The sequence below is a fragment of the Streptococcus sp. HSISS2 genome (genome assembly GCF_000448665.1).
Classification (GTDB): Bacteria; Bacillota; Bacilli; order Lactobacillales; family Streptococcaceae; genus Streptococcus; species Streptococcus raffinosi.
In genome coordinates this window covers 731329-740567 of record NZ_CM002133.1, presented here as the reverse complement: position 1 = coordinate 740567, position 9239 = coordinate 731329, and the positions used below count along the sequence as shown (strand labels likewise).

Below are 9239 nucleotides of genomic sequence, written 5' to 3'. Positions count from 1 at the left end.
GACTCGTTTGAGCATGAGTGATACCCTGGCAAATGCTATCCAGTCCAGCCTTATTAACGCAACTGGCGCTCAGAATCAGGGCGTTAAGCGTCGCACCTTTGCGGTCTTGCGAGAAACAACAGCCCCAGCAGTCCTTCTAGAACTAGGTTTCTTGTCAAATCCTCAAGAAGCAGCTCGCTTAACGACGTCTGCTTACCAAGAAACTTTGGCTAATGCGATTGTAGCAGGGATTAAGCGTTATTATTCTGTTTATAATTAAGAAATTGAGAGAATCTAATGGTTCTCTTTTTATTTTCAAAGAGCGAAAACGCTTGCATAAATGTAATCTAAATGGTATATTAGAAAATGTGAAAACGCTATCATAAGGAGTTATAATGAAAAGAAATACTCAATCTAATAACGAAAAAGTCCTTCGTTATAGTCTTCGTAAGTACAAGTTAGGTTTGGCTTCTGTAACCATTGGAGCTATTTTTTTGAGCTTTGCTGCAGTTCAAGGAGTAAAAGCAGATGAAGCAGTATCAACGCCCGACTCTAGCACACAGGTAGAACAAGCTGATCCTAGTCTTACTACCAGTGGACTAGTAACTGAAACGCCAACAGCTCCTGTAGCAGCTGAGAATGCCACGGTGTTCAAAGAAAATGAGCCAGTTTCTCTTCCAGAAGAAAATACTGGCCGTACTGGGATTCCCAAGCTAACTGAAACTAGCGAAAACACGCCAAAAACAGTAGGTACTAATAATAGTCAAACTCTTACGAATGCGTCTGAGGACCCTATTGCTGAAGGGACTATTCGCTTGCATTTCCAAGAGTTGCCAAGTCCAGACAAGGCTTCACTTGGGCTTTGGACTTGGGATGATGTGGAGACGCCATCATCTCAGAAGGGTGCTTGGCCAACAGGAGCAACCTCATTTGCAGAAGCCAAACAGGATGATTATGGCGTCTATTTAGATGTGAAGTTGTCTTCAACACCTAAAAAACTTAGCTTCCTTATTAATAATGCTGCTGGAACGAACCTTTCAGGGGATAAAGCAGTAGAAATTCTTAGTCCTCAAATGAATGAGGCTTGGATTGACAAGGATTTTCAAGTTTACAGTTATCAACCTATCCCTCAAGATCACGTTCGTATCAATTATTTCCGTACGGATGGCGACTATAGTAATAAGTCTGTCTGGTATTGGGGTGATGTTAAGGACGCTCCAAGTAATTGGCCTGATGGTGTCAATTTCCAACCAAATGGTAAGTATGGTGCTTATTTAGACATTCCGCTAACCGAGGCTGCTAAATCTATCGGATTTTTACTCTTAGATGAGAGCAAAATAGGAGATGATGTGAAAATTCAACCAAATGATTATAAATTTAGTGACTTGAAAAAACTCGTCAGCTTTTCGTACGAGATACTGATACGACAGTCTACACCAACCCTTATTTTGTTAAGGATGTACGTTTGACTGGAGCTCAGCAGCTTAGTCCAAGCCAAATCGAACTTAGCTTCACCAATTTAGAAGATGTTTCATCTGAGGACATTCTCAAAGACCTAAAGGTGACAGACAAGGATGGTAACAGTGCAACTCTTAAACAGCTTGAGTTGGATGCTAAACGCAAAAAAGCTACATTAACAGGTGATTTTGCTGCGGAAAATCTGCCTTACAAGGTCACTTTGGGCAATGATAGTTTTAAAACGTCTGAGAGTTGGCAATTGAAGGATGCACTCTATAGTTATAATGGAGAATTGGGTGCTCGTCTAGAAGAGAATGGTAGTAAGGCACATGTGACCCTTTGGTCACCAAGTGCTGATCAAGTAGATATCATTGTCTATGATAAGAATAATCAAGACAAGGTGCTTGCTGAACATGCCCTAAGCAAAGGACCTCGAGGGACTTGGCAAGCTGACTTGCTTGCGACTGACCTTGGTCTTGAAAACTTAACAGGTTATTTCTATCAATACCGCATTAAACGTGGTGATCAGTCAGTAATCGTTCTTGATCCTTATGCTAAGTCTTTGGCTGCTTGGAATAGTGACGATGCCAGCAAGGGACCTGACCATAAGATTGCCAAGGCTGCCTTTGTAGATCCTGCTAATTATGGACCAAAAGACCTTGATTACGCTAAGATTCCTAACTTTAAATCTCGAGAAGATGCCATCATTTATGAGGCTCATGTCCGTGATTTTACCTCTGATAAAGCAATCTCAGCTGAATTGAAGCACCAATTTGGTACCTTCGCAGCCTTTGCGGAGCGTTTGGATTATCTTAAAGATCTTGGTGTTACCCATATTCAGCTTTTACCAGTATTAAGCTACTATTTTGTTAATGAAATGCAAAATGGGAAGCGTTTGGATACCTACGCTTCAAGTAATAGTAACTACAACTGGGGCTATGATCCACAAAACTATTTCTCTTTGACGGGTATGTATTCTGAAAATCCAAGTGATCCTGCTAAACGTATTGAAGAATTCAAGAATTTAGTTGCGGCTATTCATAATCACGGTATGGGAGTTATCTTGGATGTGGTCTACAATCATACAGATAAGACAGCTATCTTTGAGGATCTTGAGCCAAATTATTATCACTTTATGGATGCTGATGGCACACCACGTTCGAATTTTGGTGGAGGGCGTCTTGGAACAACTCACTATATGAGCCGTCGTGTCTTGGTTGATTCGATTGCTTATTGACTAAGGAATACAAGGTGGATGGTTTCCGTTTTGATATGATGGGTGATCATGATGCTGAAAGTATCGAGCAAGCTTATCATACAGCACGCGCTCTAAATCCAAACCTTATTATGCTTGGTGAGGGCTGGGTGACTTATACTGGCGATGAAAATAGCCCTGTTCAGCCTGCCGATCAGTCTTGGATGAAAGACACAGATACCGTAGCTGTATTTTCAGACGATATTCGAAACACCCTCAAATCAGGTTATCCAAACGAGGGGACACCTGCCTTTATCACAGGTGGCAAACGTGATATTAATAAGGTTTTTGACAATATCAAGGCACAACCAACTAACTTCGAGGCTGATTCTCCAGGTGATGTGATTCAATATATTGCTGCTCACGATAATTTGACCCTTTTTGATATTATCGCCCAATCAATCAAGAAGGATCCAAGCAAGCCTGAGAATAATGCTGAAATTCATCGTCGCTTGCGTTTAGGAAACCTCATGGTCTTGACCGCTCAGGGAACACCATTTATTCACTCTGGTCAGGAATACGGTCGCACCAAACAGTTCCGTGATCCTGCCTACCGTTATCCTGTGTCTGAGGACAAGGTGCCGAATAAGTCCCATCTCTTAGTGGATGAAAAGGGCAATCCATTTGATTATCCGTACTTTATCCATGATTCTTATGATTCTAGTGACGCCGTTAACCATTTTGACTGGACTAAGGCTACTGATACTAAGTTATTCCCAGAAAATACGAAAACACGTGCATTTACCAAAGGGTTAATCGCTTTACGTAAGTCTACAGATGCCTTCAATTTCAAATCAAAAGCAGATGTGGATACTCGTGTGACGCTATTGACAGTTCCTGGTCAGAACAATGTGGCTCAAGAAGATTTGGTATTAGGATACCAAACTGTTGCTTCCAATGGTGATCGTTACCTGGTCTATGTCAATGCTGATAGCAAGGCTCGTCAGTTTGATTTGAGCAAGATTACAAATGGCCTATCCTATCTGGTTTTGGCAGATGGCAGTCAAGTCAATCTATCCGGCATTAGTGAGTTATCAGGTGTGACAATCAACAATCACATCTTGACCTTGGATCCACTAACAGCGACTATTATTCGTTTGACCAATGCTCAGACGCCAACTGCGGCAGTAGATCAGCCTTCTGAAAGGAACGGGTCATTTGCTGATAGAGATACTGAGTTAACAAAAACAACTGTTAAAACCTCAAGTCAAGAGTACCTTGTTGGAGATGCTGAACTTGTTAATCATGGCAATGGTCAGGCTAAGACTGAAGCTAGTCGTCAAACTGATAAGCAACTGCCATCCACTGGTGAAAAGACAAATCGTGGACTCTTTTTAGCAGGTCTTCTAAGCATTCTTAGCCTAGGATTCCTTAGAAAACGACGGATGAAATAATAAGTGACAACAGGTTATTTCCTGTTGTTTTCTTTTATTTAGAATCATTCTTATCTGCTCTTTAGAATAGTTCTTAAATAGGCTAAAACCGTTGACAGTGCAGGTTTCTTCTGTTAGTTTAGAATTATGTTCTCTTACATACGAGAGATCATTATTGACTTATCATCGTTCGTTTTTCATAAACATGAAAGCGGCGATTCACATATATATCGACAGATGTCGCACACTATCTTGAAAATAGGAGGCATTCATGAAAAATTAAATAAACTTGGTGTTGTTCTTTTAGCATCAGGTCTTTTGTTAACAGCTTGTGCCAAATCTGGTAATTCAAGCCCAACGAGCTCAAAACTCACAGCCAGTGAGCAAAAGCAATTGAAGCAGGCTACAAGTGATTACAAGACTTTCGTAGAAGGCGAAATTGATCAGCTTTTGAAAGATACTGAGGGATTCAGTGAAACTCTCAAGTCAGGAAATCTTGAAGAAGCTAAGAAACAATACCCATTAGTTCGTATGGCTTACGAACGTTCAGAACCAATTGCAGAAAGCTTTGGTGAGTCTGATGTGAAAATCGATTACCGTTTGGTAGATTACATGGATGAAAATAAATCAGAAGACGGCTGGTCAGGTTTCCACCGTATTGAACGCATCATGTGGCAGGACAACACGACGGATGGGACTGCGACTTATGCAGATCAATTGGTTAAGGATATCAAGGAACTCAAGGCTAAAATTGCAACTGTTAAAGTTACTCCAGATATTATGTTGACAGGAGCTGTAGACCTTCTTAACGAAGTAGCCACTCAAAAGATTACAGGTGAAGAAGAAGTCTTCTCACACACTGATCTCTACGACTTCCGTGCCAATATTCAAGGGGCTGAAAAAATCTTTGAACTCTTCAAACCATTGATTGAGAAGAAAGATGCTAAGCTTGTGAAGACTTTGGAAACAAAGTTTAAGAATGTGAATGGACTTTTGAACAAACACATGATTGATGATAAAAACTATAAGTCTTATACTGATTTGAGTGAAACAGATACTAAGGAATTGGCCGAAGCTGTAACGAAACTTGGTGAACCATTATCACAAATGGGTGTTATCCTAGATGGGAAATAAGAAAAATGACTGACGAAAAATTTTTAAATCGAAAAATGGACCGTCGTGAATTTCTTAAAAAAGCAGGTATTGGAGGGGCTGGTCTTGCACTTGGTCTTTCTGGTGCATCTGCTTTTTTCGCTAATCAGGATAGTTCAAGTAAAAAGGCTTATGATGGTGATGAAGATATCACTTTTTATGGTAAACACCAGGCTGGGATTACGACTCCTATGCAGAAGGCTTGCTATTTGGTGGTATTAGATCTTCACACGACGGACAAAAAAGAAGTCATCCAGCTCTTTAAAGACTGGACCGATTATAGTAGTAAATTAGTCGAAGGGCAGTTGGTTCAAAAAATAGTGCCAATGGGTTCTTACCACCAAAAGATACAGGGGAAACGGTCGGACTGAACCCCTATCGCTTGAGCCTGACGTTTGGTGTCTCTGCTAGCTTTCTCAAGAAATTAGGTTTGAAATCTAAACGTCCCAAGCTCTTCCGTGATTTGCCACCATTTCCTAAGGAGCAGTTGCAGGACAAATACACTGGTGGCGATATCGTCATTCAAGCCTGTGCCGACGATGAGCAAGTAGCCTTCCATGCGGTCCGAAATCTCATCCGCAAAGGTCGTAATAGCATCACTATGAAGTGGAGCAAGTCCGGTTTTGCAGCGATTGGTGACCGAAAAGAAACGCCGCGTAACCTCTTTGGTTTCAAGGACGGTACTGCCAATGTTACGACAGAAAAGGAATTTGACAAGGTTGTCTGGACTGACAGTAAGGATTGGATGAAGGGTGGTTCTTATATGGCTCTTCGTCTGGTACAGATGCACCTAGAAACTTGGGATCGTACCAATTTGCAGGAGCAGGAAAACACCTTTGGTCGTTACAAGGAATCAGGCGCACCCTTTGGCAAGAAAATGAGTTTGACGAAGTAGATTTGTCAAAATTACCAGTCGATTCGCATGTCCGTTTGGCTAAAGAAGTTAACCTTCCTATCTTACGTCGTTCCTATTCCTATTCAGATGGCATTGATGAGAGAACTGGCCAGTTTGATGCAGGCTTGATTTTCATTGCCTACCAGAAGGACCCCGACCGTTTTGTCAAAATACAGACCAATCTTGGTGCTGTAGACAAGATGAACGAGTACATCACCCATATCGGTAGCGGGCTCTTTGCTTGCTTTGCTGGGGTGGAGAAAGGAGGCTACCTTGGTCAAGCACTCTTTGAATAAACTCCTCGTTTTGGTGGGGCTACTGGCCTTATTCTGGACTTATCCAGTAGCTGCTGAATCCTATAGTGATCTCTATATCAAAATCACAGATGCAACAACAGCTGTTCAAAATAAAGATCAAGCTAAAGCTAAGGAATTGGTTGGTGAGATTAAGTCCGATTTTGAAACTAAAGAAAATCACGATTCCAAGGCTGGTAAAGAAGTCAGCAAGGCTCTTGATATTAAGGGAGATGTAACAGAAGAAGATTTAACCACTATCTCGTCAGCCCTTCTTAAATTTGAAAAAGAGCAAAATCCTGTTGATTTAGACGCAGAGAAGGAAAACTAAATACTCGCCTTGAGCCTTATTTCAAGAACTTACAGGATGCCATCACAGCTAAAGACCTAGCCGCGACCCGCAAAACTTACGGTGAATTAAATAATGCTTGGACACGAAATGAAGCTGTTGTCCGTGACCATAGTACTGCTTACTACGGTAAGATTGAGACGGCCATTTCACTTCTACGAAGCAGTATTGAGACGGAGCCTACTGATTTCACCAGCATCCAGTCATCTTATGATGATCTCAAGGGTGGAATTGATGACTTCATCAAGGGAGTTCCTCTTGATAGTACAAGCTCAAGTTTAACCCTTAATGATGGTATTAAACTCTTGAAAAAGGCTTTAGGTCAATTCCAAGCAGGTGATGATAAAACAGCTGCGGCAACGATGAAGAAGTTCATCACTATCTGGCCAACCATTGAAGGAGATGTAAGCACAACTAATCCTAGCCTCTATACACGTGTGGAGAGTGAAACGCCTGTTATCATGGTTAAGGGGAAAGAAAAGGCTTATCAAGATAAACTCCAAGCCTTAATTACAGATTTATCTGCTATCGATACTAGCGCTACTTATAATGCCTTTGATGCCATGTTGATTCTCTTGCGTGAAGGAGTAGAAGCCCTCCTCATCGTTATGGCCCTTGTGACAACTCTTAAGGCAGCCAAGATGCGTAAGGGACTCAAATGGGTTTATGGCGGAGCCCTTGCTGGTGTTCTTGCCAGCGCAGTTATAGCTGTTATCTTGCAAGTTGTCTTTCCAGCTGTGACCTCTGGGGCTAACCGTGAAATTATTGAAGGTGGCGTTGGTATCTTTGCAGTTGCGATGATGATTCTTATCGGAATATGGCTCCACAGCAAGTCTTCAGTTAAACAGTGGAATGACTTTATGGATCGTCAGATGAAGGCGGTGACAGCTACCGGAAGTTTTGTGTCAATGTTTGCCCTCAGTTTCTTGGCTGTTTTCCGTGAAGGTGCCGAGACAATCCTTTTCTATGTTGGTATTATCCCACGTATCACGACAGCTAATTTCTTGATTGGTATTGGTTTAGCCATTGCAGTTCTTGTTATCATTGCTGTAGCTATGACTAAAGCGAGTCACTATATTAAACCACATCGTATCTTCTTTATTTTAACTTGGTTGATTTATGCCCTGGCCTTTAAGATGCTCGGTGTCAGCATTCATGCCCTTCAGTTGACTAATATGATGTCTAATCATTTGATTAGTGGTTTCCCAACCATTGATTGGGCTGGTATCTATCCAAGCTTGGAAGTCTTGATTCCACAACTGATCTTTATTGTTATTATTGCCTTTGTGACGGTGAAACAGCATGGTAAGAAATAAGGATGAGATGACAATTGTTGAGCATCTGGTGGAATTTCGGAGACGCTTCATTGCAGTAGTCATTTGCTTTTTCCTAGTTTTTTGTATCACCTTGTTGTTCGCCGGGGAGCTCTATGCTTATTTGACAAGAGGATTTGACAAGCCTTTGTTAGTTCTAGGACCTAACGATATTCTTTGGATTTACATTAATCTAGCAAGTCTCATGGCTTTTACGGTCACTTTGCCTTTCACGACCTACCAGATTTGGCAGTTTGTGAAACCAGGTTTGAGGGACAATGAAGCTCGTGCAATCTTTGCTTATATACCTGCAACTTTTGTCTGTTTTGTATTGGGCTTGGCTTTTGGCTATTATTTTGTGAGTCCAGCTATCTTAGAAGTGCTTTTAAAACTAGGCGAAGGGCTCTTTAATACACAAATTACAGCGCAAAACTACCTCAGTTTTTTACTGCATACGACAGTGCCTTTGGCTGTTCTCTTTGAACTTCCCGTAGTTGTGAGTTTTTTGACATCTATCGGCATAATAACACCAGTTTTTCTGACACACTATAGACGCTATGCTTACTTTATTCTCTTAGTTTTGGCGGTCATTCTGACACCAGCTGACTTTATTAGCGACTTGGCCATGACGGCACCCTTAATCTTGCTTTATGAAGTTAGCGTAACGCTTAGTAAGCTCATTTATAAACGTAAACAAAGAAAATATAAAGATAAATAGAAAGGAAATCTCATGGGAATTCTACGTGATATCGGAGCCCCAGGACTTATCATCATTGTCCTAGGAGCCCTCCTCATCTTTGGTCCTAAACGCTTGCCAGAACTTGGTCAATCTATTGGTAAAATGCTATCCGAATTTAAAGCGGCTGTAAATAAGACCGATGATGATAAAAAAGACGAAGAAGACAAGACTAAAGACTAGGATCTCTACTTAGTGAATATCTTCAAGTTTCTTGACAATTATAAGCTTTTATGACATAATACTCTTGTATTGAATAGTAAGTCTATATCATAGGCAAGAAAAGACCCCAAGCTAACTTCCACATAAGCTCGGGGTCTTTTTTAGCACTATCTATCCTTGTTTAACCACTTGTCGATTAGACGAAGGATAACACCGACCACAATAGGTCCGATGATAGTTTTGAATAGTAAATCCATCATAGGCAAATTCACCT

Annotated in this window: 5 protein-coding genes and 3 pseudogenes; 7 read left to right on the top strand and 1 reads right to left on the bottom strand. The window is 41.2% G+C overall.

Annotation, left to right across the window (positions count from 1 at the left end):
* The 7 genes and pseudogenes from HSISS2_RS11645 to HSISS2_RS03355 all read left to right on the top strand — a co-directional run.
* The coding region (locus tag HSISS2_RS11645) for an N-acetylmuramoyl-L-alanine amidase (protein WP_240472048.1) at window positions 1-259 on the top strand (259 nt) is incomplete at its 5' end.
* 115 nt (window positions 260-374) lie between these two features.
* Window positions 375-4086: pseudogene (locus tag HSISS2_RS03380) on the top strand (pullulanase).
* 237 nt (window positions 4087-4323) lie between these two features.
* Window positions 4324-5199, top strand: a complete 876-nt coding sequence (gene efeO, locus HSISS2_RS03375; RefSeq protein ID WP_240472066.1) for an iron uptake system protein EfeO — start codon at window positions 4324-4326, stop codon at window positions 5197-5199.
* A gap of 5 nt (window positions 5200-5204) precedes the next feature.
* Window positions 5205-6408 (top strand): annotated as a pseudogene (gene efeB, locus HSISS2_RS03370) (iron uptake transporter deferrochelatase/peroxidase subunit).
* Window positions 6386-8070: pseudogene (locus tag HSISS2_RS03365) on the top strand (FTR1 family protein). Before efeB ends, HSISS2_RS03365 begins: the two co-directional pseudogenes overlap by 23 nt.
* On the top strand, window positions 8057-8785 hold the full coding sequence (tatC, locus tag HSISS2_RS03360) for a twin-arginine translocase subunit TatC (RefSeq protein ID WP_042766964.1): 729 nt from the start codon (window positions 8057-8059) through the stop codon (window positions 8783-8785). The pseudogene HSISS2_RS03365 and the gene tatC overlap by 14 nt, the downstream one beginning before the upstream one ends.
* A 12-nt stretch (window positions 8786-8797) precedes the next feature.
* Window positions 8798-8986, top strand: a complete 189-nt coding sequence (locus tag HSISS2_RS03355) for a twin-arginine translocase TatA/TatE family subunit (RefSeq protein WP_008534622.1) — start codon at window positions 8798-8800, stop codon at window positions 8984-8986.
* 146 nt (window positions 8987-9132) lie between these two features.
* Here HSISS2_RS03355 and HSISS2_RS10765 read toward each other — a convergent pair whose 3' ends face one another.
* On the bottom strand, window positions 9133-9222 hold the full coding sequence (locus tag HSISS2_RS10765) for a type I toxin-antitoxin system Fst family toxin (protein ID WP_240472065.1): 90 nt from the start codon (window positions 9220-9222) through the stop codon (window positions 9133-9135).
* Window positions 9223-9239: the final 17 nt, after the last annotated feature.

Bases quoted from the DNA above. Each gene is read 5' to 3' on its own strand.
- tatC (WP_042766964.1), top strand. From the start codon at position 8,057: ATGGTAAGAAATAAGGATGAGATGACAATTGTTGAGCATCTGGTGGAA.
- HSISS2_RS03355 (WP_008534622.1), top strand. From the start codon at position 8,798: ATGGGAATTCTACGTGATATCGGAGCCCCAGGACTTATCATCATTGTC.
- HSISS2_RS10765 (WP_240472065.1), bottom strand. From the start codon at position 9,222: ATGGATTTACTATTCAAAACTATCATCGGACCTATTGTGGTCGGTGTT.